The following is a 23,618-nucleotide window of genomic DNA, read 5'->3' as shown; positions in this document are numbered from 1 at the left end:
AGAGAGAAGCCCCCCATGTCAGACCAAGCCACTGATGACGTCCTGACCGAAGTCGACGACGGTGTCCTGATTGTCACCATCAACCGCCCCGAAGCCAAGAACGCGATGAACAAGGCTGCGGCCGAGGGCATTGCCGCGGCGATGGACCGGCTGGACGAGGACGATGATTTGCGCGTCGGCATCCTGACCGGCGCGGGCGGCACGTTCTGCTCGGGCATGGACTTGAAGGGCTTCCTGCGCGGGGAATCGCCCAGCATCGAAGGACGCGGCTTCGGCGGCGTTGTGCAGAAACCGCCTGCAAAACCGCTGATTGCAGCGGTCGAGGGCTATGCGCTTGCAGGCGGTCTTGAACTGATGATTGCCTGCGACCTCGTCGTTGCGAACAAGGATGCCAAATTCGGTATCCCCGAAGCCAAGCGCGGACTCGTCGCAGCCGCCGGCGGCGTGATGATGCTGCCCGACCAGATACCCGAGCGCATCGCGATGGAACTGGCGCTGACCGGCGACTTCATCGGGGCGGAGCGCGCCTATGAACTCGGCCTCATCAATCGCGTGAGCGATGGTTCGGCGCTCGACGCGGCAAAGGAACTGGCGGCCAAGATTGCCGCCAATGGCCCGCTTGCCGTGCGCGTTTCGAAGCAGGTGATGAAGGAATCACGCGGCTGGCCGATGGAGGAGCGCTACACCCGGCAGACCCAGCTGATTGCCCCCGTGTTCGTGTCCGAAGACGCGCGCGAGGGCGCTGCCGCCTTCGCCGAGAAGCGCGCGCCGAACTGGAAGGGAAAGTAAGATGAGCGTTCTCAACGTACCCCAGCCAGAGTTCATGGAAGACGAGGAGATTGCCATCTTCGCCGATGCCGTGGGCAAGTTCTACCAGCAGCACGCGCCCGAAAAGCGCGTCCTGAAATGGCGCGAGGACGGCCAGGTCGAGCGCGAATTCTGGAACGAGGCGGGCGAAGCGGGCCTGCTCGGCACCTCCGTGCCAGAGGAATATGGCGGCCACGGCGGCGATTTCCGCCACGAAATGGTCGTCATCGACCAGCAGGCCAAGCACAATGTCGAAGGCTTTGCTGCCAGCCTGCACAACACCGTCATCCTGCCCTATCTCGTGCGCCACGGGACCGAGGAGCAGAAGAAGAAATACCTGCCCAAACTCGTCAGCGGCGAACTGGTCAGCGCGATTGCCATGACCGAGCCGGGCGTCGGCTCCGACCTCCAGAGCATCACCACCACCGCGCTGAAGGACGGCAACGGCTACCGCATCAACGGGGCCAAGACCTATATCTCCAATGGCCAGACCGCAGACTTCATCATCGTCGTCGCCAAGACCGACCCGAACGAGCGCGCCAAGGGCATTTCGCTCATGCTGCTCGAAACCGAAGGCGCGGAAGGTTTCCAGCGCGGCAAGAAGCTCGACAAAATAGGGATGGATGCTGCCGATACGTCGGAGCTGTTCTTCGACGATGTCTTCGTGCCCAGCGACGCCGTGCTTGGTGGCGAAGAGGGCAAGGGCTTCTACCAGCTGATGGGCGAACTGCCGCAGGAACGCCTCATCATCGCCATGGGCGCGATGACGAGCATCGAGAAGGCGCTCGAGACCACGATGGAATACGTCAAGAGCCGCAAGGCATTCGGAAAGACGATCTGGGACTTCCAGAACACGCAATTCGTGATGGCCGACCTGAAGGCGCGGGCCACCGCGGCACGGATCTTCGTCAACGATTGTATCGCCAAGCACCTAAAGCGCGAACTCAGCGTCGATACGGCTTGCATGGCGAAATACTGGGTCACCGAGCTTCAGGGCGAAGTGGTCGACAAGTGCCTCCAGTTCCATGGCGGCGCCGGCTACATCAATGACTATCCGATTGCCCGCATGTACCGCGACAGCCGCATCACCCGCATCTTCGGCGGCTCGAACGAAGTCATGAAGATGGTGATTGCGCGCGGCATGTAGCTTGTCCGGCACGCGCCCTGAAGTAAGGTTGCCGCGTAGGTAACTGTCGCGAAGGGGAGAAATGCTGCCATCTCGCAGCTTCAGGGGCGTGTCTCGCCGGGGCGTGATTGCCGCCGCTTTTGTTGCGCTGGCGATGGTGCTGGGCGGTGGAGGCTCGCCATCGCCTGCGACCGAAATGGTCGTGCAACTGGGCTTTGCAGTCGCGCTGGTCGCGTGGCTGTTGTGGGCGCGTCTTGGCGAGGAGAGGCAGCGGGCAATTCCGCGGCTTCTGCTCTGGTTCGGCCTCGCGCTGCTGGCGCTGCCGCTGCTCCAACTCGTCCCTTTGCCACCTGCAATCTGGCAGTCTCTCCCCTCGCGCGAACTGCAGCAGGCGACCCTTTCGCTTATCGGCGAGGGGGAAAGCTGGCGCGCGCTTTCCATCAGTCCCCCGGTGACACTGGCGGCTTTGCTTGCGCTACTTCCCGCTGTCGGCACCATGTGGGGAACGAGCCTCCTTCACCGGCGCGACCGGCGCTTTCTTCTTCTCGCCATCGTCATCGTGACTATCGCAGGAGCTTTGCTAGGGGCGCTCCAGATGGCGGGCGGGCCTGACGATTTCAGGCTTTACGAAAAGACCCATCGCGGCTGGCTCACCGCCTTCCATGCCAATCGCAATGCCGCAGCCGATGCGCTGCTCATCGGTGCGCTGGCGCTGAGTGCTCGGTTCCAAGCTTCAAGCCGCGACGAACCTCGACGTCGATACCTGCCGATATTCGCTGCCGCACAACTCATCCTCGTGGTTGCGCTCATCCTCACCGGGTCGCGCACGGGTATAGCGCTGCTGGTCGTCAGCCTGCCGTTCCACTGGATGATGCTGCGGCCCGCAGGAGCCAATTTGTCACGCCGAACGCTCTTCGCAGCCACCGTTGCCTTCGTAGCGGCGCTTGTCGCACTGCCGCTGGCGCTGGCAAGCAACTCGCGCCTCGCCCGTGTGGCAGAACGGTTCGATGCCACCGGCGACGCCCGCTTCCCGCTGTGGGAGGACACGCTGGATGCAATCTCCGGGTTCTGGCCCGCGGGCAGCGGGGTGGGGACCTTTCCCCACGCATTCCAGCCGTTCGAAAGCCTCGAACACCTCGACCAGTTTTTTCCCAATCGGGCGCATAACGATTATCTCGAATTCCTGCTCGAAGCAGGCCTACTAGCCCCCGCCATTCTCGCCTTCGGTGCCATCGCGCTGTTCATGCTCGCACGGCGTGCCTGGAAGCTGTCGCCGCAAGACCACGCTTCGCAACTGTTTGCGCTCGGCACGCTGGCTATCGTTGCGCTTCATTCCATCGTGGATTATCCCCTGCGCAACATGGCAATAGCCTGTCTTGCGGGGGTCGCGGCAGGTCTGCTCACGGTGGCGCCGCGTTCGGGTAATGCGCCTGGCCGTAACGAGGGACGGGAAGACACGAAATGACGACCATGCCAACCCTGGCGGCGACAAGCCGGCTTGCGGCGCTCGGCATGCTGGCGCTGCTGGCCGCGTGCCAACGACCGACCAATCCTGTCGTCCCGGCAGGACAGGCCGGATATGACGCGGTCGTCGTCGATCCGGTTGCTGCCACGCCCGAACGCTATACGCTGCGACCCGGCGACAAGATTGCCGTGCGCGTCTATGGCGAGAGCGAGCTTTCTGTCTCCGAAATCATCATCGATAATGCCGGTGTCGTCAGCCTCCCGCTTATCGGCGATGTGCGCGCCATGGGCAGTACGGCGACCGAACTCGGCGACCTCATCGAAGCCGCCTATGCTGCCGAATTCCTGCGCGACCCGCAGGTGACGGTCTTTATCCTCACCGCCTACCAGAGAACCATTGCCGTCGAAGGCGAGGTCAAGCAGCCGGGCGTTTTTCCCTATGCCGATGGCCAGACGCTCCTGTCGGCTCTCGCACTGGCGCGCAGCCCGACCGAGACGGCCAAGCTCGACGAGATCATGATTTTCCGCACCATCGACGGCCAGAAAAGCGCCGGACGCTTCGACATCCGCGCCATTCGCGGCGGACGCATGCCCGATGTGGCACTGGTGCCGGGTGACGTAGTCGTGGTCGGCTACAGCTCGGTACGCGGAGCCTGGCTCGACGCGCTGCGCGCGCTGCCGGTCGTCGGCTATTTCAGGCCGGTGAACTGATGGATCAGGCCTCAACTCCTAACACGATGCGCGGCGCTGCCATGCCGTCGCTTGCAGGCGAGAGCCCGCTCAGCTCGGCCATTCGCCACGTGCTGTCCGCCATCCGCCGTAATCTCTGGCTGGCGCTAGCCATCATCGGGGCCTGCGTGGCGCTGGCGATTGTGGCGACCATGCTCGACACGCCGCGTTTCTCCGCGACCTCGACGGTGCAGATCAACGACACCAGCGACGAGGTGCTGGGCGCCGAGTTCGAGACCCAGATTGCGCCGCCGTCCGACTGGGATACCGATCGTTTCCTCAACACGCAGCTCGACGTGATGCGCAGCCGCGCGTTGGCTGTACGGGTGGCCGATGCGCTCGACCTCGCCAATGACGAACGGTTCTTCGCCGCCATGGAAGTCCCGCCGGGCCAGGTCGATATTCCCGAAACCGAGCGTCGCAGCTGGGCGATCAGCCTGTTGCAGGGCAATCTCGAAGCGGACCTTCGCCGCTCGACCCGCATCGGTATCATCACCTTCACCAGCACCGATCCCGAAATCTCGGCGCGCATCGCCAATGCCTTTGCCGAGGAATTCATCCAGCAGAACTTGCAGCGCCGGTTCGATAGCTCATCCTATGCGCGCAATTTCGTGGCCGAGCAGCTCGACGAAGCGCGAAAGAACCTCGAGGAATCGGAAGAGGCGCTGAACGATTATGCGCGCCAGACCGGCCTCTTGCGCACCCGCGATGCGATTGCACCCACTGGCCAGCAATTGGCTGCAGGCACCATCACGTCTTCCAGCCTGCTCCAGTATAACGAAGCGGCCATCCGTGCGCGGGAAGCGCGTATCGCCGCGCAGTCGCGCTGGGACGCGGTCAATGCATCGCCGCTGCTATCGTCGCAGCCAGAGCTCTCGCACCCCACGGTGCAGAATTTGATGACGCGCCGCGCGGAACTGGAAAGCGAACTTCAGTCGGCGCGTGACCGTTACCTGCCGAACCACCCCGCTATCTCGCGGCTCGAGGCCGACATCTCGGGTGTCACGCAGCAACTCAACCGCACAGCCAACAATGTGCGCCAGTCCATCCGTGCAGAATACCGCGCGGCAGCCGCAGCCGAGAACCGTCTCCAGCGCCAGCTCGGCCAGGCGCGCGGAGCGACGCTCGCCGAGCAGGACCAGTCGGTGCGCTACAACGTGCTGGCGCGCGAGGCGGACACCGCGCGTTCCATCTACGACGGTCTGCTTCAGCGCTATCGCGAACTCAACGCATCGGCAGGCATTTCGTCGAGCAACATCGCCATCATCGACCGCGCCGAAGCGCCCAGCACGAAGTCCTCGCCCAGCCTCACGCGCAACCTTGCCATCGGGCTTCTCATCGGTCTGGCGCTGGCAGGTCTTGCCATTTTCCTCCGCGACCAGCTCGACGACGTCATCCACACGCCAGAGGATGTCGAGGACAAGCTCGGCCTGCCGCTGCTCGGCGTGGTGCCGCGCGCCGAGGGCGGAAACCCGCTCGAAGCGCTCGCGGACCCGAAATCACCGCTGGCCGAAGCTTACAATTCTATGCGCGGGTCGATGCTCTATTCGACTCCCGAAGGCCTGCCCAAGGTGGTCGTGGTGACCAGTGCTCAGGCTTCGGAAGGCAAGAGCACCACCAGCCTCGCCATGGCAGAAGGCTTCGCGCGTATCGGCATTTCGTCGCTGCTCATCGATGCCGATTTGCGCCGCCCGTCGCTCCAGCGCCTGCTGGGTGTGAAGGGCGACAAGGGTTTGACTGACCTCCTCACCGGACAGATGGACCCGGCCAACGTTCCGCAGAAGGTCAAGCACGGCGATGCCAGCTATGACCTCCTGCCCGCCGGTCCGCCACCGCCGAGCCCGTCCGAACTCATCGCCTCGCCGCGCATGGCTCAGGTGCTCGAGGCCTATGCAGCGAAATATGATGTCGTCATCATCGACGGCCCCCCGGTGCTCGGTCTGGCCGATGCGCCGATGCTGGCGGCGATTTCGGATGGCACGGTGTTCGTGGTCGAGGCCGACCGCGGGCGCAGCGGCTCGCTTAAAGCCGCGCTGCGCCGCTTGCGGTCGATGGAGCCGCACCTGCTCGGCGCCGTCCTTGCGAAGTTCGACCCCGACAAGGCAGGCAACCGCTATTCGGCCTATTACGGCAACGATTATTACAGCTACTCCGAAGCGCGCACGTGACGAAGGGCGGGCGGCTCGCGCTGTCGCTCGCGGCACTGCTGTTTGCAGGCCTTGCGCTGTTTTCGGGACTCGACCGCTATAGTGTGCAAGAGCCGGGCGCGGTCCGGTTGGTGCCGGAAAGCTTGCGAGCCTCTGCTTGGGAGGTGACAGCCGCTCAGGCTGTGTCGAAGGGGGACTCTGCCCGCGCCGTCGAGCATGCTGCCGAGGCTGTCTCTGCCAATCCGCTCGACACCGGGGCCGTCAGCCTCCTCGCCACATCCCGCCTTGCTGCGGGCGAGCGGATAGAAGCGGGTCGCGCCTTCGAGGTGGCTTCGCTGCTCGGTTTGCGCACGCCGCTGGTGCAGGCCTATTTCTTCGATATCGCCATCGTATCGGGCAAGGCGAAGGATGCTGCCGACCGGCTCGATGTCCTGCTGGCGGTGCAACCGTCGATGGCAGCCAATGGCTACTTCTTTTCCGCGCTCGAACGGGGCGAAAGCGGGCGCAGCGAACTGGCTCGCCGTTTGCTGGCGCGCCCTGATTGGGCGGAGGCCTATCTCACGGCTTTCCGCGCCGATAACGACACGCTTGCAGCGCGCGCCGCCTTCCTCGCTGCACATTCTCGTGATGTTCCGCTGGGCTGCGGGCCCATCGAGCCGATGCTGCGCGAACTGGCCCGTCGGAATATGCGCGGGGAGGCGATGCGGCTGGCGCGAGGACAATGTCCCGAGCGGGCACTTGCGCAAGCGGTGATGGACCCGGGCTTCGAGGCCGTGGGAGAGGACAGTGCATTCGGTTGGCGGCGGCATGGGAGCGGGGATTTGCGCATTTCTACCGTCGGCAGGAAAGAGAAAATGGTCGAGGTGGAGAACCGCTCGGCGACCACTCGCTTGGTCCTGTCGCAGGCGTTAGCGCTGGTGCCGGGGGAGTATCGCCTTTTCGCCAGCGTTGCGGGCGGTCCGCGCGATGCTGTGATTGCATCGCTCGATTGCGGGTCACCCTCGCGGCCTTCGGGGAGGGGCGGTTCGCTCGGGCGCGGACAGCTGGTCACGGTACCGGATTGCGACGACCTTACCCTTGGTATTTGGGTCAAGCCTGGGTCAGGGACCTTGCGGCTGGATGATTTGCGGATTTCGCCGGTCGGCTAGGCTTCCAACAGCTTGGAATAGAATAGCTCCCACTTCTCTGCGATATTGGCAGGTGAGAAGGGCCCACCGGCGAGGTGGCGGGCAGATTTCGACATGCCCTGCCATTCCGCCTCCGGCATCGTCATGCCTTTCACGAGGGTTTGCGAGATGGAGGCCCTGTCGGTCCCACATTGCAGAGCAGCGCCATTCGCAAAGCCCTCCGGCAGGTGGCAGTGGCTGGTCATGATGGTCGGCACACCCGCGGCCCAGCTCTCGAGTATCGCCATCGGTAACCCTTCGCTGAAGGAGGGCAGCACGAAGAAGCGCGAGAGGTCGAAAAGCGCGGCTTTCTGCGAGCCGAATGCCGTGCCGACAAATTCAACACCCAAACCGCGATGGTCCTGCATGGCATGTTCGAGCATCTCGATGCCTACATCGTCACCCCAACCGGCGATGGTCAGCGTGGCATCTTGAGGAAGCTGGTCGCGGACCTGTGCCCATGCCGCGATAAGGGCGGCGATGTTCTTTTTCTCATGGATGCGCCCGAGGTAGAGAGCATTCGGGCCACGCGGCAGGTCGCTTGGCGAGGATAGGGGCGGGGCGGGGTTGGGAATGGTCGCAACTTTGGTCCCCCGCGTCTCATGTGCAATGTCCTGCGCCTCGGCCTCGGTGAGGGCATGGAAGGCGCTGGCTCCCCGCCATGCGCTTCGCTCCCACGCTGCCCTCGCTAGGTGCTTCTTCCACGCGTTGCGGCGGGTAATCCACGGGTCGAGCATGCCATGCGGGCTGATTACGAGCGGCTTGCCCGACTGCTTCGCCCACTGGCCTGCAGCGTGGCTGGGATATTGCCAGATGCCGTGGAGATGGAGGAGGTCCAGCCCCGCGGCTTCCAGCGACTTCGAAAGGTCCGGCGCGTAGCCGAGAAAGGCTGGTCCGAACTGGTCCACGAGATGCGTCTCCACGCCCTCGAGCCGCCATGCATCGGCCTCGCTGTCCTCTTCACGCAGACCCAGCACGACCGGCACGGCACCGAGTGCGCGCAGCATTTCAGCCTGCGCGACGACCGCCTCGAACACGCCGCCATTGCGGCGCGAGACCCAAGAGGAAAGCAGGCCTATCCGTTTTCCTGCAAGGGATGCGGGCGAACTCAGGCCTCGACGACCTTCTGTTCGATGGCACCGAAGATGGAGTGGCCCTCGGCATCCTTCATCTCGACGCGGACGGTGTCGCCCGGCGCCATGAAGCGCGTCTTGGCCTCGCCGTCGGCGATGGTCTCGATCATGCGGATTTCGGCGATGCAGCTATAGCCGAGACCGCCTTCGGAAACCGGCTTGCCCGGGTCGCCATCGGGGCCCTGGTTCGACACCGTCCCAGAGCCGATGATGGTGCCTGCGCCCAGGTCGCGCGTCTTGGCGGCATGGGCGACAAGGTCGGCGAGGCTGAAGGTCGCATCGACACCGGCATTGGCGCGGCCGAAAGGCTCGCCGTTGTAGTCGACCATCAGCGGCAGGTGAATGACGCTGCCCTGCCATGCATCGCCCAGTTCGTCGGGCGTGACCGCGACGGGGCTGAAAGCGCTGGCAGGTTTGGACTGGAAGAAGCCGAAGCCCTTGGCGAGTTCGCCGGGGATGAGGCCGCGAAGGCTCACATCGTTCACCAGCATGACCAGCTTGATGTGGCCAGCCGCCTCATCGCTCGACACGCCCATCGGCACATCGTCGGTGATGACCGCGATCTCGCCTTCCATGTCGCAGCCCCACTTGGTGTCCTTCAGGGGGATATCGTCGCGCGGGGCGAGGAAGTTGTCACTGCCGCCCTGGTACATCAGCGGGTCGTGGTAAAAGCTCTCGGGCACTTCGGCGCCGCGCGCCTTACGCACCAGTTCGACGTGGTTGATATAGGCCGAGCCGTCCGCCCACTGATAGGCGCGCGGCAGCGGCGAATGCGCCTCGCGCTCATGGAAGCGCTCGCAGGGCACGGCCTGGTGTTCGACATCGGTGTAGAGCGCTTCGAGCTTCGGCGCGACTTCGTCCCAATTGTCGAGCGCGGCCTGCATGGTCGGGGCGATGTTGTCTGCGGCGCAGTAGCGGGTGAGGTCCTTGGAGACGACTACCAGCTTGCCGTCGCGGGTTCCGTCTTTCAGCGTGGCGAGTTTCATGGAAGGTCCTCTCTCTTATTGGTTTTCGGGATTGTCGGGCTGCGCGTCCGGATGGGCGCGCTGGAAGGTGGGCAGGGCAAGGCAGGCAGCCTCTATTCGCTCGATATGCGGCTTGTCGCTGAAATCGAACTCGAACCGCCGCGCGTTATAGACCTGCGGGAGCAGGCAGACCTCGAAGAAGCCGGGCTTGTCGAACAGGAAGTCGCCGGTGCCGAGCTGCGCGAGGCGCTGCTCCAGTGGATCGAGGGTGCGGGCAAGCCAGTGGCGATACCAGACCGCAATATCGTCCTGCGACTTGCCGTACTCATTGGCGAGATACTTCAGGACCGGCAGGTTGAGCGGCGCGTGCAGTTCGGTCGCGATGGCATAGGCCAGCTCGCGCGCAACATAGCGGTCTTCGATTTCCGAAGGCAGCAGCGGCTTGTCAGGATAAGCCTCGTCGAGCCATTCGATCTGCGCCATCGACTGCACGCGGTCTTTCCCGTCCGCTTCAAGCAGCGGCACCGAACCGAAGGGGTTGCGGCTGGTGAAAGCCTCACCCTTCTGTTCGCTGGTGAGCAGGTTTACCGGGACATATTCGTATTCCAGCCCCTTCAGCTCCAGCGCGATGCGCAGGCGGTAGCTGGTCGAACTGCGATAGTATCCGTGCAGGCGGATCATGTTGTCTCTCCTACAGGATGGAACACATGGAACACGGTCTGGGGCGGAAATCCCGACCCCGCGCGAACCGGAAGAAAATCACGGGTCCGGGCGGTTTTGTGGTTGCTCATGCGCACCTGATGCCACCTTCCCTCGATGTAGGGAAGAGGATCAGAATGCAGCGATCCCCGTGATGGCGCGGCCGAGGATCAGCGCATGAACGTCATGCGTGCCCTCGTAGGTGTTGACCGTCTCGAGGTTCACCATGTGGCGGATGACCTGGTACTCTTCCGAAATGCCGTTGCCGCCGTGCATGTCGCGCGACTTGCGGGCGATATCCAAGGCCTTGCCGACATTGTTGCGCTTCACGATGGAAATCATGTCGGGCGCAAACTTGCCTTCGTCCATCAGGCGGCCGACGCGAAGCGAGCCCTGCAGACCGAGCGAGATTTCGGTCATCATGTCGGCGAGCTTCAATTGGTAGAGCTGCTTGGAAGCAAGCGGCACGCCGAACTGCTGGCGGTCGAGGCCATACTGGCGCGCGGCGTGCATGCAGAATTCGGCCGCACCCAGCGCGCCCCAGCTGATCCCGTAACGCGCGCGGTTGAGACAGCCGAAGGGACCCTTGAGGCCCTGAACTTCGGGCAGCAGCGCGTCTTCGCCCACTTCGACCTCGTCCATGACGATCATGCCGGTGGTGCTGGCGCGCAGAGAAATCTTGCCTTCGATCTTGGGCGCGGACAGGCCTTTCATGCCCTTTTCGAGCACGAAGCCACGAATGCCGCCGCCATGAGCCTCGCTCTTCGCCCAGACGACGAACACATCGGCGAAGGGCGAATTCGAAATCCACGTCTTCGAGCCGTTGAGGACATAGCCGCCGTCGACCTTCTTGGCGGTGGTCTTCATGCCTGCCGGGTCGGAGCCTGCATCGGGTTCTGTCAGGCCGAAGCAGCCGATGAGCTGGCCGCTGGCGAGGCCGGGCAGGTACTTCTTCTTCTGCTCTTCCGAGCCGTAGGCGTGGATGGGATACATGACGAGGCTGGACTGGACCGAGGCCATCGAGCGGTAGCCGGAATCGACGCGCTCGATTTCGCGCGCGATCAGGCCATAGGCGACATAGCCCGCGCCCGCGCCGCCGAACTCTTCGGGAATGGTCGCGCCGAGCAGGCCGGCTTCGCCCATCAGCGGGAAGAGCTCGGGCGCATCCTTTTCGGCCGAGAAGGCTTCGATCACGCGCGGCTGGAGTTCGCCTTGCGCGAATGCATGCGCGGCGTCGCGGATCATCCGCTCTTCCTCGGTCAGCTGCTCATCGAGGTTGAAGGGATCAGTCCAGTCGAACGGCACCATACCAGCCATGTGGTCTCCTTTGTAACTTTATTCGCCGATGGCAGAGGTACGAGGCCCTTGCAAGGGGGCTTCAGGCGGGGTCCGCATCGCCGGGGGTCAGAATGGTGTAAACGCTTTCGTCACAGAGGCCCGTGACCCATTCGTCGCCCACCTTCAGCCATGCATGGAAGCGCGCAATTCCGGCGTCGTCGCGCTGGATCCCGATGAACAGGCTGGAGGCGATACCACGCCGCTGCAGCATCCAGCGGGCGGCGAGGGCCTGCGGCAGGCAATTGGGTGCGCCCGGCACGTTGTTAAGTGCGCGCTGCATCGCGAGGCGGACGCGGCGAATGGTCGCAATATCGCCGGCAAGACCGGTTTTGTTCGCCACCGCGCCGAAGCGTGATCGCCAGCGGCGCGGAGGTACGCTGGCAATGAGCGCCTTGGCATAGAGCACCAGCACGATAGCCTCGAGCGAGGCAATCTTGTCGGCGCTGTCGAGCGCGAGGAAGGTGCGCAGCTTGGGCATGGCGGGGGCGAGTATATCACGCCCCCGCGAATTTGCCTCAGTTCACTTTGGGCAGCGCCTTGCGGCAATCCTCGGCGCACTCGCGGCACATCTCGGCGCAGAGCTGGCAATGGGGATTGTCGTGGCCTTCGCATTCGGCAGCGCAGGTCTCGCAGGCTTTGATGCAGGTTTCGAGCTGGGCGCGCAGGACGTCGATATTCTGTGCGGTGCGGCGGGTGGCAAGGCGCGCGGTGGCGGCGCAGACATCCGCACAGTCGAGGCAGTTCCGGATGCACTGCGCCATATCCATGTCCTCGGCCACGCAGGCATCGGCGCAGCTAGTGCAGAAGAGCGAGCAGAGCATTGCGTGACGCGCGGCGAGGACGAGTTCTTCGGTCTTGTCCTCGACCTGCGGGTGGGCATCGACCATTTTTTGAAGCGACATGAAAAAGCCTTTCCTTGATAGGGGTTACCTACCCAAGGAAAGGCTGCGAGCCCTAAGGGCGTTCCGAGATTTCTCGGTTTTGGCGTTCAGTTGTGGGCAGCGGCGCGCTGGACCGAGTGGATGACCTCGGCCGGCGGGCAGGGCTTGGACAGGGCCTGCGCCTTGGGGAAACGGCGGCCGACCTCTTCAGGTGTCAGCTGGCCGGAATGGAAAATCACGGGCACATCTTCGGCCATCATCTGTTCGGCGAGCGGATAGACGATGCCATCGCCCAGCTGCACATCGAGGATGGCGATGTCGGGTTTGGTTTTCTGGTAGGCAAGCATGGCGCTGGACAGGTCGTCGAAAGGACCTTCCACGATATATCCGGCTTCGGAAACGGTATCGCAAAGGTCATGGCCGATGATCATTTCATCTTCGGCGACGAGCACGCGTAGCGGCTGCTGCTGTCCCATCCAGGCTCTCCATCATTCGCGCGACCCAAGTAATCTTAATGAGGAGATTCTGATAAGGTTCCCACGTCAGGCACCGGCCCCGTATTTCGCGTTGAAATCGGCCGCTTTCCCGTCTGCAAGAAGGCGGGCCTGGCCGGTCCAGTCGTCGCGGCGAATGCGGCCTTCGAAGCGGCCGAGCTGCGCGTCGATGCGGTCGATTTCCGCCTCGTCCCAGGCCGCGATTTGCGCGAAGCTGGTGACGCCGAGACTTTCGAGGGTGGCCGCCAGCTTGGGCCCTACGCCCTTGATGCGGGTGAGATCGTCGCCATTGCCGTCGCTGACCTTGGTAACGACCGGCTGCGGGTCGGCGGTCGCAGCGGGCGGGGCATCGACCAGTGCGTTGTTGCGCTGGGCGCGCGCGGCCCCTTCGTCAAGCACGTCCTGCTTCGTTCCGGTCACCCGTGTGCGGCGACTGCTGCGGAAGAGGAACCATGCGACCAGCAGGCCCACGACCAGCGCAATGGCCAGCAGGATCCAGTTTTCGGCGAGGAGTTGGCTCATGTGATGTCCTTGGTTTCTTCGGTTTGGACCGGCGCCGCGCGGCCCCATAACGCCCAGCCGATGGTCAGGCCAAGTAGGTATGCGACCAGCATCAGAGCTATGACTTCGAACCAGATGGGCATGATTACCTCGGGCCGGGGGTGTCGACGGGGGTGGGGGTGAGCGGTTCCATCCGGATGACGGAGAATTCGATGCGGCGGTTGGCCGGGTCTTCGGGAGTCAGGCGTTCGGCCGGCTCGCTCGACCCCATGCCGCGGGCGCGCAGGCTGTCGCGCGGAATGCCGCGGCGCACCAGCGCCTCGCGGACCACCCGCGCGCGGTCCATCGACAGCGCGACATTGGCGTTTTCATTGCCCGATTTGTCGGTGTGGCCGGTAATCGCGATGATCGCGCCCGAGCACGGCTCCAGCGCTCCGGCCACTTCGTCGAGCAGCATGCGGCTGGCGGACAGCAGTGCGGCGCTGCCTTCTTCAAAGCGTATGGTCCGGGTGCGCAGCAACCCGTCGACGTCTTCCTGGCAGTGGAGCGGCTCGAAGGTTCGCTCGCCGCTTTCGGCTGCGACCGAACCGTCGATCCAGCTCACCCCGCCGACTCCGGGGATGGATTTCACGAGTTGCGCGGCGCGGGTGCGGCGCTCGTCATCGAGTCCTTCGCCTCCCGACAACAGCGGATGGCGGGAAGGCGCTCCGTCGGCGAGGCCGAAGTCGGTTTCGACCATCGAGAGCCCTTCGGCCGCCAGCGCGGCCTCCGCCTCAACCTTCAGCCGTTCGGCCATGGCCTCGGCCTGACCCGAAAAGCTCGAGAAGGACCCGATGGCGATGACGAGCAGGGCTCCGGCAGGGATGGCGAGGCGACGCAGCATGGCTCCAGCCTTTAGCCAAGCCGCGCCGCCCCTGCCAAGCGCCAGTTCTCCTTAATTGAGCGAACCGGCCGTATCGACCAGCGCGATATACTCCTTGCGCCAGTAATCGTCCTGCTGGCCGGCAAGCTGGCCGACCTTGTCCCAGCTATATCCGGCGAGCAGGCTGTCACCGCGCAGCTTCTGGCCATAGGCGGCTACCGATGCGGCGAAGGCGAAGTCGCCCTGCGGCAGGCGCTTGGTATAAAGTGCGGCGCTCGGGAGGCGGTATTGCAGCAGGCGCGATTTCTCGCCATCCGGTAGCTTGTAGCGCAGCTGGACGAAAGCTGCCTCGTCGCTGCGCCCTGCCGCCTTGCTATCCTTGGCTATCTGGTAGCGGCGTTCGCCAATCCAGCCCTTGTTGCCTGCCGGGATGACCTCGTAAATCGCGGTAACCTGGTGGCCTGCACCGATGTCGCCCGCATCGACCGCGTCATTGTCGAAATCCTCTTCGCGAAGCGCGCGGTTCTCGTAGCCGATGAGGCGGTACTGGTTGACCACGGCGGGGTTGAATTCGACCTGTATCTTCACGTCCTTGGCGATGGTGAAGAGTGTCGAGCTCATCTCGTCGCGCAGCACCTTCTTCGCTTCCAGCGCCGTGTCGATATAGGCGTAATTGCCGTTCCCGTGGTTGGCGATCTGCTCCATCATCGCCTCATTGTAATTGCCCGTGCCGAAGCCGAGCGTGGTGAGGGTGACGCCGCTGTCGCGCTGTTTTTCGATCATCTCGATGAGGCGGTCGGTGTCCGAGATGCCGACGTTGAAGTCGCCATCGGTGGCAAGGATGACGCGGTTGACGCCGCCCTTGATATAGCCCTGGCGTGCCATGTCGTATGCGAGGCGCAGGCCGTCTGCGCCCGCAGTCGAGCCGCCCGATTCCAGCCGCGAAAGCGCCGCGCGCACCTTTGCCGGATTGCTGGTGGGTTCGAGCACCACGGCGGTGCGTCCTGCATAGACGACGATGGAAACCTTGTCCTTGCGCGACATCTCGCCTGCGAGGCCTGACAACGCCCGTTTGACCAGCGGCAGTTTGTCGGGCGAGCTCATCGAACCTGACACATCGACGAGGAAGACGAGGTTGGCAGCAGGGCGCTCCTCGCTCGGCAGGTCGTAACCGCGAAGGCCCACGCGGATGAGGCGGGCCTCGGAATTCCACGGGCTGGCCGCCGCATCGAGCGTCACCGAGAACGGCTTGCTGCGGTCTTGCGGGCGCGCATAATCGTAGCGGAAGTAGTTGATCATCTCCTCGGTGCGCACCGCAGCCTCGGGCGGCAATTGCCCCATGGTGAGGAAGCGCCGCGTGTTGGCATAGGCACCGGTGTCGACATCGACCGAGAAGGTGGAAACCGGCTCGGCAGCGGCAATCTTGATGGGCGAGACTTCCTCGCCTGCGTAACGCTCGCGGTCTTCTGGCGCGACCATGAGATCCGGGTGCGGGGGCATCATGATCGAGGTCGGCGAGGCGAAGCGCGAGGGGGGCGGGGCCATGGCCATGTCGGCCATTTCGGCTTCGGTCGCCATTTCGGGAACTGGCGCGCCGTATGAGATGTCGTGCGTGGTGACATTCTCGACCTGCTCGCCGCCGTTCTCCTGCGAGCAGCCAACCAGACCCACGATTATCGAACCGGTGGCGAGGAGCGACAACGCGCCTCCGCCAATGCGTGTGCGATTGTCCATGTTCTTCCTCTCCATGATTCGCTTCTCCTTGTGTGATGTTATCTCATAAATAAGGGCGACATCATGGCAAAAATATGGCTAAAATGAGGCAAAAGTCAAATTGCGCAGGAGTTATGGCGCGGGCAGATGTCCCGCGATTGAGGCCATTTCATTGAAATCTATGAATTTTCGTGGGCGCATGCGGAGCGCCGCAAATAAGGCCTCAGTCTGCCTTTTTCGCCTTATTCTTGCCGAATAGCAGCCGGTCCTCGGGGCCGAAGCCACGCTTCCAGATGACGAAGCCATAGGTCGCGAGGATGGCGGGGACGCCCAGCGCCAGCTCCGCCCATTCGGGCAGGAAGGTCGCCAGCCAGCCGACCAGAACGGCAGGTGCGACAGCCCAAACCAACGGCCAGCGGAACGGATTGATGGGCTGACCGATAATGCGCGAGAGCAGGTAGGCCTTCACCAGGCTTGCCACACCGAGCGCAATCATCAGCGCAATCGCCGCCGCTGCCGCCTTGAAGGGTTCGCCATAGCCATAGGCCACCGCCAGTTTGATGAGGATGATGGTGAGACCCGCCTGTACCGCAATCGTTGTGATGGATATCCAGAGATTGCGAACGCGCGCCACATAAACCAGCACCGCTTCGGAGACGACGGCCGTCGCCGCCACGACCTCTGCCGTGAGCAGGAAAGCCAGCGCGCCCGTGCCGCCGACATACTCCGGCCCGAACAGGCCCATGATGGCCTCGCCCGGTACGCCCAGGGCAAGCGCAATGCCCGCCTGCGCGGCGATGATCCAGAAGCCGACCTGGCACACCTGCTTGGCAATCGCGGCGTAGTTCTTGGTCTTCAGGTTCTTGGTGATGACGGGGCCGAGGATGGGCTCGAAACTGGTCTTCAGTTTCTGCGGCAGCGAAGCAAGCTGCTGCGCCATGTAGTAGACCCCGACTGCCGACGGAGCGGCGAAGAGGCCGAGAATGAAAATGTCGACGCGGCGGGTGCCCCATTCGATCGCGTCGGCCGTCGCAAGGGGAAGCGCGCGCAGGGTGATCCTGCCCATGTAGACCGGGCTGGGACGCCAGCCGACGGGTCGGCCATAAGCGCGGAAGAAGGCCCAAAGTCCGACGGCAAGCCCGGCGTAGATCGACACGAGATAGGCCATAGACAGGCCCGAGTCCGAAACGCCCGGCACGAAATAGAACGCACCCGCCATGATGGAAATCGTCCACGGCTCGACCACGGCGCGGGCGCGCACGGTGGTGGCGATGTCGTATTTGTAGGCCTGCGCGGCGAGCACGATTTCGGTCAGCGCATAGCCGGGAATGGCGAGCACGATGAAGCGGTCGATCTCGGTGAATTCGCCGCTCGGGAAGAGCGGGGCGGGCACGAAATAGAAGAAGGCGGCCGCCAGCGAAGAGAATATCAGCGCCAGCAGCATCCCGTCGTAGACGAGATTGGCCGGATGGTGCTCCTCGCCATCGGTGAGGCGCTGGGCCAGCCCCCGCTTCTCGCCCATCGCGCACACCAGCGCGACCAGTTCGACCACCACGAGAGCGGAAGCGAAACGGCCCACCGCGTCCACCCCGTAAAGGCGGCCGGCAATGAACAGGAAGGGGATGCGCGCCAGCAGGCGCAGCAGGAACCCGGCCACGTTCTGCTTTCCGCCTTTGGCGATGGCGGACATGTCATCCTGCGCTGCGGTATCGGTCACCCGGCGGCTTCCTGTTCGGCCTTGAGCGGGCGCGCGAGGATGCCCTTCACAACCTTGCCCGGGTCATCGCCCTTGAGGAGGTCGTAGACCGCGGTAACGATGGGCATGGCGATGCCGTGCCGTGCGGCGAGTTCGACCAGCACGGGCGCGGTGTGTGCGCCTTCGGCTACGGTCTTGCGGTCGGACATCAGCACCTTGGCATCCTGTCCTTCGCCTAGCGCCTTGCCGAGCGAGAAATTGCGGCTGGAGGTGGAGGAGCAGGTCAGCACGAGGTCGCCCAGACCGCACAGGCCGGTCAGCGTTTCGGGCTTGGCTCCCTTGGCCTCGCCGAAGCGAAGCATCTCGGCGTAACCGCGCGCAATCAGCGCCGCGCGTGCGTTTTGGCCGAGGTTGAGCCCATCGACCACGCCGCAGGCAATCGCGAGGACGTTCTTTACCGCGCCGCCGATTTCCGCGCCGGTGACATCGTCCGAATAATAGGGTCTGAAGGTCGGGCGGGCGATGTGGGGCGCGATACGGTCCCACTGCGTCTCGCCGCCTCCGCAGGCCAAAGTGACGGCTGCGGGAAGGCCTGCGACGACTTCATGCGCGAAAGTGGGGCCGGAGAGGACTGCAATCTCGCTGCCGGGCGCAACATCCTTGGCGACGTGGTTCATCAGCCGCCCACTGCCTGCCTCGATACCCTTGGAGCACAGGATGAGGTCGCGCGGGTGCGAAGGCATGGCTTTCAGCACCGTGCCCATGTGCTGCGCCGGCGTAACCACCAGCAGCACGTCGAGCTTCGCCATATCGGCAAGGTCGTCGGTCGCGCGGATGTTGGGCGCGAGCGATGCGGTCGGCAGGTAGGTGTCGTTGCTGTGGCGCGTGTTGATTTCGTCGACGAGGTCCGCCTCGCGCGCCCACAGCAGCACCTCGGTGCCGTCGCTGGCAACCATCTGCGCCAGCGCGGTGCCCCATGCGCCTGCTCCCAATACTCCGATAGTCATGCCTTGACCCCCGCTCCCCTGACCGGCTCCGCATCCGGGTCGAGCGGCCAGCGTGGCCGCGCCGAGATGTCGAGCGGGTCGGGGCTGAAATCCTTCATTCCCAGCCGCTCGATACCCGCCCAGGCTATCATTGCGGCGTTGTCGGTGCACAGCTTTGGCGGCGGTGCAATGAATTGCATGTCGTGTTTCGCCGCCAGCTCTTCAAGCGCCGCGCGCACCGAGGCGTTGGCTGCGACCCCGCCTGCGACGACCAGCGTCTTGCAATCGCGCATCTCGTCCAGCGCAATGCGCAGGCGGTCGATGACGCAATCGATGGCGGCCTGCTGGAAGCTCGCAGCGATATCGGCGACTTCGTATTTGCCGCTTTCGTGCGCGCGCAGGACGGCGCTTTTTAGACCAGCAAAGCTGAAATGCGGCTCGCCGCTGCCGACCATGGGGCGGGGCAGGGGGACGGCCTGGGCATCGCCTTCCTTTGCCTTGCGCTCCACCGCCGGGCCGCCGGGAAAGCCGAGGCCGAGGATCTTGGCAGTCTTGTCGAACGCCTCGCCCAGCGCATCGTCGATAGTTGTCGCAAGGCGGCGGTACTGGCCGACATCGTCGACGCGCAATATCTGGCAGTGCCCCCCCGACACCAGCAGCAGCGCATAGGGAAACGCAAGGCTTTCGTCGGCGAGGCGGGGGCTAAGGGCATGCCCCTCGAGGTGGTTCACGGCAACCAGCGGCACATCGCTGGCCATGGCGAGCGCCTTGGCGCTGACGAGGCCGACCATCACGCCGCCGATGAGGCCGGGGCCTGCCGTCGCGGCAATCGCATCAAGGTCGTTGAGCGCCACATCCGCGTCCGCCAGCACCGCTTCCACCATGGGGGCGAGCCGCTCGGCATGGGCGCGCGCGGCAATCTCGGGCACGACACCGCCGAAGGGCGCGTGTTCCGCGTCCTGCGAGGCTATGCGCTGCGCCACGATGCGCCGCTCGCCGTCCACGATGGCGGCGGCGGTTTCGTCGCAGGAACTTTCGATGCCGAGTACCAGAACCATTGTGCGCTTCCCCTTAGTCATATCCCTCGCTAGGGCAAGCGCGCCCATGCCTGAGACACCTCCCTTTCGCCTCGGAACCCGCCGTTCTCCGCTCGCCATGGCGCAGGCCCACGAGGCGCGTGCGCGGCTTTGCGCAGCGCTTGGCTGGGATGAAGCGCAGGTGGAGCTGGTCCCCGTGGTCGCCAGCGGCGACAAGATCCAGGACCGCCCGCTCGCCGATATAGGCGGCAAGGCGCTGTGGACGCGCGAGCTGGATATCTGGCTGGCCGAGGGCAAGATCGACGCGGCGGTGCACTCGATGAAGGATGTCGAGACCATCCGTCCCGCCGAAATCGTCATCGCTGCCATCCTGCCGCGTGCCGACAAGGCGGACGTTTTGCTCGGTGCAACCTCGCTCAGCGCCATCCCGCAGGGCGCGCGGGTCGGGACAAGCGCACCGCGCCGTGCTGCGCAATTGCTGAATGCGAGGCCAGACCTCGAAGTGGTCGGCATCAGGGGCAATGTGGCAACCCGCATGGCCAAGCTCCAGGCAGGCGAGGCGGATGCGACTTTCCTCGCTGCCGCAGGGCTCGCGCGGCTCGGAGAAGACAGCATCGGTACGCGTCTCGATCCGGAGGAGTGGCTTCCCGCTCCTGCACAGGCAGCCATCGGCATCGAATGCCGCGCCAATGACGAGGGCGCGAAGGAACTCCTCTCGGCCATCAATCACCGGCCCAGCGCGGAAGAGGTGCTGGCCGAACGCGCATTGCTCGAAGGGTTGGGCGGAACCTGCCACAGTCCCATCGCCGCGCTGACCCGCCGCGATGGCGACCGGCTCCACATGACCGCCGCCATCTACAGCCCCGACGGTGCGATCCGGATTGCCCGCGAGGCGACATTCGCGCCGGGCGATTGCGACGCAGCGCGCAACCTCGCACGCGAACTGCTCGCCGAAGCGCCCGAGCATGTCGCGGCGCATTTCGGCGGCGTGGCATGACGCGCCCGCTGTTCGTATTCCGTCCCGAACCCGGTCTGGGCGTGACACTCGAAACCGCTGCATCGTCTGGCCTCGAAGCGCTCGGGTGCCCGCTGTTCGAGGTGAAGCCCGTCGAATGGTCCGCGCCTCCCCGCAGCGATTTCGACGCATTGCTGGTCGGTAGCTCGAATGTGTTCCGCCACGGCGGCCGCGCGCTGGCCAAGCTCGAAGGCCTGCCCGTCTATGCTGTCGGCGAAGCCACCGCCGAGGGCGCGCGCGAGAAGGGTTTTCTCGTCACTATGACCGGCAAGGGCGGCTTGCAGAACCTGCTCGACGAGATTGCTGGCCGCGAACTCAAATTCCTCCGCCTCGCGGGGGAAAAGATGGTCGAACTCTCGCCGCCCGTGGGCATCACGATCGAGACACGCGTAGTCTACCGCACCGTGCCTCTGGAAATCTCGCCCAGTGTCAGCAAGGCCATGCGCGAGGAAGGCGGCGTGGCAGTCCTCCATTCGGGTGAGGCTGCGCGCCGCCTGCGCGAAGAATGCGAGCGGCTCGGCATCGACCGCAAGCCCATCACCATCGCCGCCCTCGGCCCGCGCATCGCCGAAATCGCAGGCGAGGGATGGGAATCTGTCCACACCGCAGCCCAGCCGCTCGACGTCGAGCTACTGGCCTTGGCGCAGGCTTTGTGCCAAGGCTGAGGCAGGGGATAGCTGCGGCGCGACGGACGCCGCAAACGGGTCGCAGAACGGAGTAGGATGGACGATATTTCGAGCAATCGGCGGAGCCGCAAGACCATGCGGCCGATGCTGCTGGCCGTTGCAGGCTCGTTTGCGCTGGGCGCGGCACTCGTCGGCTATATCGCCTACCGGATGAATTCCACCGGGGAAGAGACCGAGAACGCTGCGCCGCAAACGGCCATTGCCACTCAGCCCGAAGCTGGCGCTAGCCCGCTCCCAACACCTACCAGTTCGGCGGCAAGACGTTCTGCCGAAGCCGTCGAGCAGATGGCCGAAACGCAGGGCGGCATCGACCAGCGCCTTGCCGCCGCAGAACAGCGCCTCTCGCGCCTCGACCTCCAGGCGCAGGCCGCCGCCGGTAATGCCGCGCGCGCCGAGGGCCTGCTGATTGCCTTCGCCATCCGCCGCGCCATCGATAAGGGCGCGCAATTGGGCTACCTTGCCGACCAGCTAAGGCTGCGTTTCGGCGATGCGCTGCCCAATGCGGTGAACACCATTCTCACCTTCTCGCGCGATCCGGTGACGCTGGACCAGCTCACGGCGCGGCTCGATGGCCTTTCGCCGCAATTGCAGTCGGGCGACCAGCGTGGCGGGTTCGAGCGCTTTACCGACGAGCTGGGCGCGCTCTTCACCATTCGCCGCGAAAGCGCACCGTCGCCGCAGCCGGAAATGCGCATCGAGCGGGCGCGGTTGTTCCTGCTGTCGGGACGGACCGGGGATGCGATTGCCGAGGTGCGCAACATGCCCGGTGCCGCAAATGCGCAAGGCTGGCTGCGCGATGCCGAGCGCTACGAGGCCACGCAGCGTTCGCTCGACCTCATCGAGACCGCAGCCGTGCTCGAACCGCGCCGCCTGCGTGATGGTGCGGGCAACCGGATTTCGCAGCCCAGCCCGGCGGACAATCCGGCCGAGGCAGCTTCCGACGATTAGGACCTGACTCTCAGGCTTTCATCAGTTCGGGAACATCGCCCGAGACGCCGCGCGCTTCGTCCATGAAGAACTTCTTGAGCCAGCCCGAGCGCTGGACACCTGCCATGCCGAGGCGGCGCACGGCGCTGGCGGTCTTGCCGGGCACGCCGAAGATGCGGGTCAGCGTATCGGTCGCGCCCATGACCATGATGGAATCGAGCGCGCGCCACTTTTCGTAACGCTCCAGCACCTGCGCATCGCCGATGTCGAGGCCGAGGCGGCGGGCTTCTTCCAGCACCTCCACCAATGCGCCGACATCGCGCAGGCCGAGATTGAGGCCCTGTCCGGCAATCGGGTGCATCCCGTGCGCGCTGTCCCCGATGAGCGCCATCCGCTCGCCCACGATGCGCGCGGTGTGCTGGAAGCTCAAGGGATAGGACGAGCGCCCGCTATTGAGTTCGAGCGTGCCGAGGATGTCGCCCATGCGCTTTTCGACTTCGGCAAGGAAGGCACGGTCGCCCATCTTGAGCACGCCGGCGGCATCCTTCTCGTCGACCGTCCAGACCAGCGCGCTGCGATGCTTGCCGTCGGGCCCGTCGAGCATGGGGAGCAGCGCGAAGGGCCCGTCCTCGTAGAAAATTTCCCACGCCACGCCCTCGTGAGGTTTGGAGTGGTTGAGGCCGGTGATGATGGCGCGGTGCGAATAGTCCCAGCTCGCCATCTTGAGCCCTTCTTCCTCGCGCGTCGGAGAGCCGCGGCCTTCTGCGCCCACGAGCAAATCGGCTTCGAGCACGGTGCCGTCGCCCAGCGTTGCATTGACCGAGAAGGCATCGCGGTGGCGGCTGACGACATCGACCGGCGCGTGCATGGTGATGAACGGCTCGGCCTTGGCCGCCTCGAACAGCGCGATGCGCAGCTGGCGGTTGGCGAACATGCGTCCGAGCGTGCCTTCGTGCGGCTCGGGCCGGAAATCGATGCGGCCGGGCTTCATCTGGTCAAGCACGGCGATGGCCTCGATCGGTGAGCCATGCTCCGCCAGCGCCTCGGCAAGACCGATATTTCGGAACAGGCGCCAGCTGGCGGTCGAGATTGCCGAGGCGCGCCCGTCGAAGCCTTCTGCGGTAAGATCGGCTGGGTCGGCCCGATCGACGAGGTGGCTGGAAAGGCCCTTCTTCGCCGCCGCTAGGGCCAGCGTGGTCCCGACGAGGCCGCCGCCAAGGATGAGCAGGTCGCGCTTGTCTGTCAT

24 protein-coding genes are annotated in these 23,618 nt (G+C 64.6%); 9 read left to right on the top strand and 15 right to left on the bottom strand.

All coding sequences use genetic code 11. From position 1 onward, the window contains the following. The first annotated feature begins 15 nt into the window (after nt 1-15). From K3152_RS06680 to K3152_RS06655, 6 genes are all read left to right on the top strand, one after another. Nucleotides 16-789: a crotonase/enoyl-CoA hydratase family protein gene (locus K3152_RS06680; RefSeq protein ID WP_221573340.1), complete on the top strand. Its 774-nt coding sequence runs from the start codon at nt 16-18 to the stop codon at nt 787-789. Between the two features lies 1 nt (nt 790). Continuing rightward, nucleotides 791-1,954 (top strand): acyl-CoA dehydrogenase family protein, encoded by a 1,164-nt coding sequence (locus K3152_RS06675; RefSeq protein ID WP_221573339.1) that lies wholly within the window; start codon nt 791-793, stop codon nt 1,952-1,954. 61 nt (nt 1,955-2,015) lie between these two features. Then, complete coding sequence (locus tag K3152_RS06670; RefSeq protein ID WP_221573338.1) at nt 2,016-3,398, top strand: O-antigen ligase family protein; 1,383 nt, start codon at nt 2,016-2,018, stop codon at nt 3,396-3,398. Then, nucleotides 3,395-4,108 (top strand): polysaccharide biosynthesis/export family protein, encoded by a 714-nt coding sequence (locus K3152_RS06665; RefSeq protein ID WP_221573337.1) that lies wholly within the window; start codon nt 3,395-3,397, stop codon nt 4,106-4,108. The genes K3152_RS06670 and K3152_RS06665 overlap by 4 nt, the downstream gene beginning before the upstream one ends. Then, nucleotides 4,108-6,294 carry a GumC family protein gene (locus K3152_RS06660; protein ID WP_221573336.1) on the top strand — a complete coding sequence of 729 codons (2,187 nt, stop codon included), beginning with the start codon at nt 4,108-4,110 and terminating at the stop codon, nt 6,292-6,294. Before K3152_RS06665 ends, K3152_RS06660 begins: the two co-directional genes overlap by 1 nt. Then, complete coding sequence (locus K3152_RS06655; RefSeq protein WP_221573335.1) at nt 6,291-7,421, top strand: tetratricopeptide repeat protein; 1,131 nt, start codon at nt 6,291-6,293, stop codon at nt 7,419-7,421. Before K3152_RS06660 ends, K3152_RS06655 begins: the two co-directional genes overlap by 4 nt. Here K3152_RS06655 and K3152_RS06650 read toward each other — a convergent pair. From K3152_RS06650 to tsaD, 14 genes are all read right to left on the bottom strand, one after another. Continuing rightward, on the bottom strand, nt 7,418-8,476 hold the full coding sequence (locus K3152_RS06650; protein WP_221573334.1) for a glycosyltransferase: 1,059 nt from the start codon (nt 8,474-8,476) through the stop codon (nt 7,418-7,420). The genes K3152_RS06655 and K3152_RS06650 overlap by 4 nt on opposite strands. Before the next feature lie 71 nt (nt 8,477-8,547). Continuing rightward, the gene (locus tag K3152_RS06645; protein ID WP_221573333.1) at nt 8,548-9,558 is read right to left on the bottom strand and encodes a fumarylacetoacetate hydrolase family protein; all 1,011 of its coding nucleotides are present in this window, start codon (nt 9,556-9,558) and stop codon (nt 8,548-8,550) included. A 15-nt stretch (nt 9,559-9,573) separates the two neighbouring features. Next, complete coding sequence (gene maiA / locus K3152_RS06640) at nt 9,574-10,215, bottom strand: maleylacetoacetate isomerase (RefSeq protein ID WP_221573708.1); 642 nt, start codon at nt 10,213-10,215, stop codon at nt 9,574-9,576. Between the two features lie 153 nt (nt 10,216-10,368). Further along, nucleotides 10,369-11,553 carry an acyl-CoA dehydrogenase gene (locus K3152_RS06635; RefSeq protein ID WP_221573332.1) on the bottom strand — a complete coding sequence of 395 codons (1,185 nt, stop codon included), beginning with the start codon at nt 11,551-11,553 and terminating at the stop codon, nt 10,369-10,371. Nucleotides 11,554-11,614: 61 nt separating this feature from the next. Next, nucleotides 11,615-12,052, bottom strand: coding sequence for a lasso peptide biosynthesis B2 protein (locus K3152_RS06630; RefSeq protein ID WP_221573331.1), 438 nt, complete (start codon nt 12,050-12,052; stop codon nt 11,615-11,617). 37 nt (nt 12,053-12,089) lie between these two features. After that, nucleotides 12,090-12,476: a four-helix bundle copper-binding protein gene (locus K3152_RS06625; RefSeq protein WP_221573330.1), complete on the bottom strand. Its 387-nt coding sequence runs from the start codon at nt 12,474-12,476 to the stop codon at nt 12,090-12,092. Between the two features lie 86 nt (nt 12,477-12,562). Continuing rightward, nucleotides 12,563-12,931 (bottom strand): response regulator, encoded by a 369-nt coding sequence (locus tag K3152_RS06620; RefSeq protein WP_247713253.1) that lies wholly within the window; start codon nt 12,929-12,931, stop codon nt 12,563-12,565. A gap of 66 nt (nt 12,932-12,997) precedes the next feature. Then, the gene (locus K3152_RS06615; protein WP_221573329.1) at nt 12,998-13,471 is read right to left on the bottom strand and encodes a helix-hairpin-helix domain-containing protein; all 474 of its coding nucleotides are present in this window, start codon (nt 13,469-13,471) and stop codon (nt 12,998-13,000) included. Next, on the bottom strand, nt 13,468-13,593 hold the full coding sequence (locus tag K3152_RS14255; RefSeq protein WP_282098346.1) for a hypothetical protein: 126 nt from the start codon (nt 13,591-13,593) through the stop codon (nt 13,468-13,470). The genes K3152_RS06615 and K3152_RS14255 overlap by 4 nt, the downstream gene beginning before the upstream one ends. 2 nt (nt 13,594-13,595) lie before the next feature. Then, complete coding sequence (locus K3152_RS06610) at nt 13,596-14,333, bottom strand: OmpA family protein (protein ID WP_221573328.1); 738 nt, start codon at nt 14,331-14,333, stop codon at nt 13,596-13,598. A 51-nt stretch (nt 14,334-14,384) separates the two neighbouring features. Then, nucleotides 14,385-16,061: a vWA domain-containing protein gene (locus tag K3152_RS06605; RefSeq protein WP_221573327.1), complete on the bottom strand. Its 1,677-nt coding sequence runs from the start codon at nt 16,059-16,061 to the stop codon at nt 14,385-14,387. A 187-nt stretch (nt 16,062-16,248) separates the two neighbouring features. Further along, a complete protein-coding gene (locus tag K3152_RS06600; RefSeq protein ID WP_221573706.1) occupies nt 16,249-17,715 on the bottom strand; it encodes a lipopolysaccharide biosynthesis protein in 1,467 nt (488 codons plus the stop codon). Between the two features lie 23 nt (nt 17,716-17,738). Beyond that, nucleotides 17,739-18,728 carry an NAD(P)H-dependent glycerol-3-phosphate dehydrogenase gene (locus tag K3152_RS06595; RefSeq protein WP_221573326.1) on the bottom strand — a complete coding sequence of 330 codons (990 nt, stop codon included), beginning with the start codon at nt 18,726-18,728 and terminating at the stop codon, nt 17,739-17,741. Continuing rightward, nucleotides 18,725-19,765: a tRNA (adenosine(37)-N6)-threonylcarbamoyltransferase complex transferase subunit TsaD gene (tsaD, locus tag K3152_RS06590; protein ID WP_221573325.1), complete on the bottom strand. Its 1,041-nt coding sequence runs from the start codon at nt 19,763-19,765 to the stop codon at nt 18,725-18,727. Before tsaD ends, K3152_RS06595 begins: the two co-directional genes overlap by 4 nt. 46 nt (nt 19,766-19,811) lie before the next feature. Here tsaD and hemC point away from each other — a divergent pair, with 46 nt between their 5' ends. The 3 genes from hemC to K3152_RS06575 are packed head-to-tail and all read left to right on the top strand — an operon-like array spanning nt 19,812 to nt 22,393. Then, nucleotides 19,812-20,741, top strand: a complete 930-nt coding sequence (hemC, locus tag K3152_RS06585) for a hydroxymethylbilane synthase (RefSeq protein WP_221573324.1) — start codon at nt 19,812-19,814, stop codon at nt 20,739-20,741. Beyond that, the gene (locus tag K3152_RS06580) at nt 20,738-21,424 is read left to right on the top strand and encodes a uroporphyrinogen-III synthase (RefSeq protein WP_221573323.1); all 687 of its coding nucleotides are present in this window, start codon (nt 20,738-20,740) and stop codon (nt 21,422-21,424) included. The genes hemC and K3152_RS06580 overlap by 4 nt, the downstream gene beginning before the upstream one ends. Nucleotides 21,425-21,481: 57 nt before the next feature. Then, nucleotides 21,482-22,393 (top strand): hypothetical protein, encoded by a 912-nt coding sequence (locus tag K3152_RS06575; protein WP_221573322.1) that lies wholly within the window; start codon nt 21,482-21,484, stop codon nt 22,391-22,393. Nucleotides 22,394-22,403: 10 nt separating this feature from the next. Here K3152_RS06575 and K3152_RS06570 read toward each other — a convergent pair whose 3' ends face one another. Then, nucleotides 22,404-23,618, bottom strand: coding sequence for an FAD-dependent monooxygenase (locus K3152_RS06570; RefSeq protein ID WP_221573321.1), 1,215 nt, complete (start codon nt 23,616-23,618; stop codon nt 22,404-22,406).

Origin of the sequence: Qipengyuania polymorpha (assembly GCF_019711435.1) — a bacterium.
In the GTDB taxonomy this organism is placed as follows: domain Bacteria; phylum Pseudomonadota; class Alphaproteobacteria; order Sphingomonadales; family Sphingomonadaceae; genus Qipengyuania; species Qipengyuania polymorpha.
The sequence above is the reverse complement of the archived record's forward strand: the minus strand, read 5'-3'. Positions and strand labels throughout refer to the sequence as shown.

What these genes read in the sequence shown, in the direction of transcription:
- K3152_RS06680 (WP_221573340.1), top strand. Translation starts at nt 16, where the DNA reads ATGTCAGACCAAGCCACTGATGACGTCCTGACCGAAGTCGACGACGGT.
- K3152_RS06675 (WP_221573339.1), top strand. Translation starts at nt 791, where the DNA reads ATGAGCGTTCTCAACGTACCCCAGCCAGAGTTCATGGAAGACGAGGAG.
- K3152_RS06670 (WP_221573338.1), top strand. Translation starts at nt 2,016, where the DNA reads ATGCTGCCATCTCGCAGCTTCAGGGGCGTGTCTCGCCGGGGCGTGATT.
- K3152_RS06665 (WP_221573337.1), top strand. Translation starts at nt 3,395, where the DNA reads ATGACGACCATGCCAACCCTGGCGGCGACAAGCCGGCTTGCGGCGCTC.
- K3152_RS06660 (WP_221573336.1), top strand. Translation starts at nt 4,108, where the DNA reads ATGGATCAGGCCTCAACTCCTAACACGATGCGCGGCGCTGCCATGCCG.
- K3152_RS06645 (WP_221573333.1), bottom strand. Translation starts at nt 9,558, where the DNA reads ATGAAACTCGCCACGCTGAAAGACGGAACCCGCGACGGCAAGCTGGTA.
- K3152_RS06635 (WP_221573332.1), bottom strand. Translation starts at nt 11,553, where the DNA reads ATGGCTGGTATGGTGCCGTTCGACTGGACTGATCCCTTCAACCTCGAT.
- K3152_RS06630 (WP_221573331.1), bottom strand. Translation starts at nt 12,052, where the DNA reads ATGCCCAAGCTGCGCACCTTCCTCGCGCTCGACAGCGCCGACAAGATT.
- K3152_RS06625 (WP_221573330.1), bottom strand. Translation starts at nt 12,476, where the DNA reads ATGTCGCTTCAAAAAATGGTCGATGCCCACCCGCAGGTCGAGGACAAG.
- K3152_RS06620 (WP_247713253.1), bottom strand. Translation starts at nt 12,931, where the DNA reads ATGGGACAGCAGCAGCCGCTACGCGTGCTCGTCGCCGAAGATGAAATG.
- K3152_RS06615 (WP_221573329.1), bottom strand. Translation starts at nt 13,471, where the DNA reads ATGAGCCAACTCCTCGCCGAAAACTGGATCCTGCTGGCCATTGCGCTG.
- K3152_RS14255 (WP_282098346.1), bottom strand. Translation starts at nt 13,593, where the DNA reads ATGCCCATCTGGTTCGAAGTCATAGCTCTGATGCTGGTCGCATACCTA.
- K3152_RS06610 (WP_221573328.1), bottom strand. Translation starts at nt 14,333, where the DNA reads ATGCTGCGTCGCCTCGCCATCCCTGCCGGAGCCCTGCTCGTCATCGCC.
- K3152_RS06605 (WP_221573327.1), bottom strand. Translation starts at nt 16,061, where the DNA reads ATGGAGAGGAAGAACATGGACAATCGCACACGCATTGGCGGAGGCGCG.
- K3152_RS06600 (WP_221573706.1), bottom strand. Translation starts at nt 17,715, where the DNA reads ATGTCCGCCATCGCCAAAGGCGGAAAGCAGAACGTGGCCGGGTTCCTG.
- K3152_RS06595 (WP_221573326.1), bottom strand. Translation starts at nt 18,728, where the DNA reads ATGACTATCGGAGTATTGGGAGCAGGCGCATGGGGCACCGCGCTGGCG.
- tsaD (WP_221573325.1), bottom strand. Translation starts at nt 19,765, where the DNA reads ATGGTTCTGGTACTCGGCATCGAAAGTTCCTGCGACGAAACCGCCGCC.
- hemC (WP_221573324.1), top strand. Translation starts at nt 19,812, where the DNA reads ATGCCTGAGACACCTCCCTTTCGCCTCGGAACCCGCCGTTCTCCGCTC.
- K3152_RS06580 (WP_221573323.1), top strand. Translation starts at nt 20,738, where the DNA reads ATGACGCGCCCGCTGTTCGTATTCCGTCCCGAACCCGGTCTGGGCGTG.
- K3152_RS06575 (WP_221573322.1), top strand. Translation starts at nt 21,482, where the DNA reads ATGGACGATATTTCGAGCAATCGGCGGAGCCGCAAGACCATGCGGCCG.
- K3152_RS06570 (WP_221573321.1), bottom strand. Translation starts at nt 23,618, where the DNA reads ATGACAGACAAGCGCGACCTGCTCATCCTTGGCGGCGGCCTCGTCGGG.